Raw genomic sequence first — 483 nt, 5'->3', positions numbered from 1 at the left:
GCGATCATCGATCACATGGCTGCGGTCTTCCTTGACCACGGATCTGACATGCGCGGTGGGGTGCCAAAGCGCATAGCGCTCGGTGAAGGGCAGATGCCAGCCAAACCACCAATCGATCATGGCTGGTGTCACGCCCGGCATGTCGGTGACGCAGGTGATTCGCACGCGCCCCTGCGGATCCCGACACACGCCATTGGCCGGGGCTTGCGCCCCGCCCAGGACTTTCTGCGCATCCTGTACAGGCTCAAAGCTGGCAGACCTGACGCCTTGGTTCACGGCCAGCAAGACAGGCTCGGGCGCAGGCTGCAGGGGCAGCTTGTATCGGGCAAGTGTGGACATGGCGGTTTTGAGCCCATGGTTATTTGACGATTTCGTCAATTTCTCATATTTTGACGAAATCGTCAAATTTGCTTATGCTGTGCCTTCGTCAGCTGTACCCGTTGCCCTCACAAGCCCCATGCCCGCACCCGCACCCGCGTCCAC

At 60.0% G+C, this 483-nt stretch carries 1 protein-coding gene; it reads right to left on the bottom strand.

Annotated elements, in window-relative coordinates:
* A partial coding sequence (locus I6A82_RS14430; RefSeq protein WP_232343690.1) for a DAPG hydrolase family protein occupies positions 1 to 339 on the bottom strand: 339 nt, incomplete at its 3' end.
* Positions 340 to 483: the final 144 nt, after the last annotated feature.

The sequence above is a fragment of the Novosphingopyxis sp. YJ-S2-01 genome, from assembly GCF_016093175.1.
GTDB lineage: Bacteria > Pseudomonadota > Alphaproteobacteria > Sphingomonadales > Sphingomonadaceae > Novosphingopyxis > Novosphingopyxis iocasae.
Note: the sequence above shows the minus strand (reverse complement) of the source record. Positions and strands in the feature narration are given on the sequence as shown.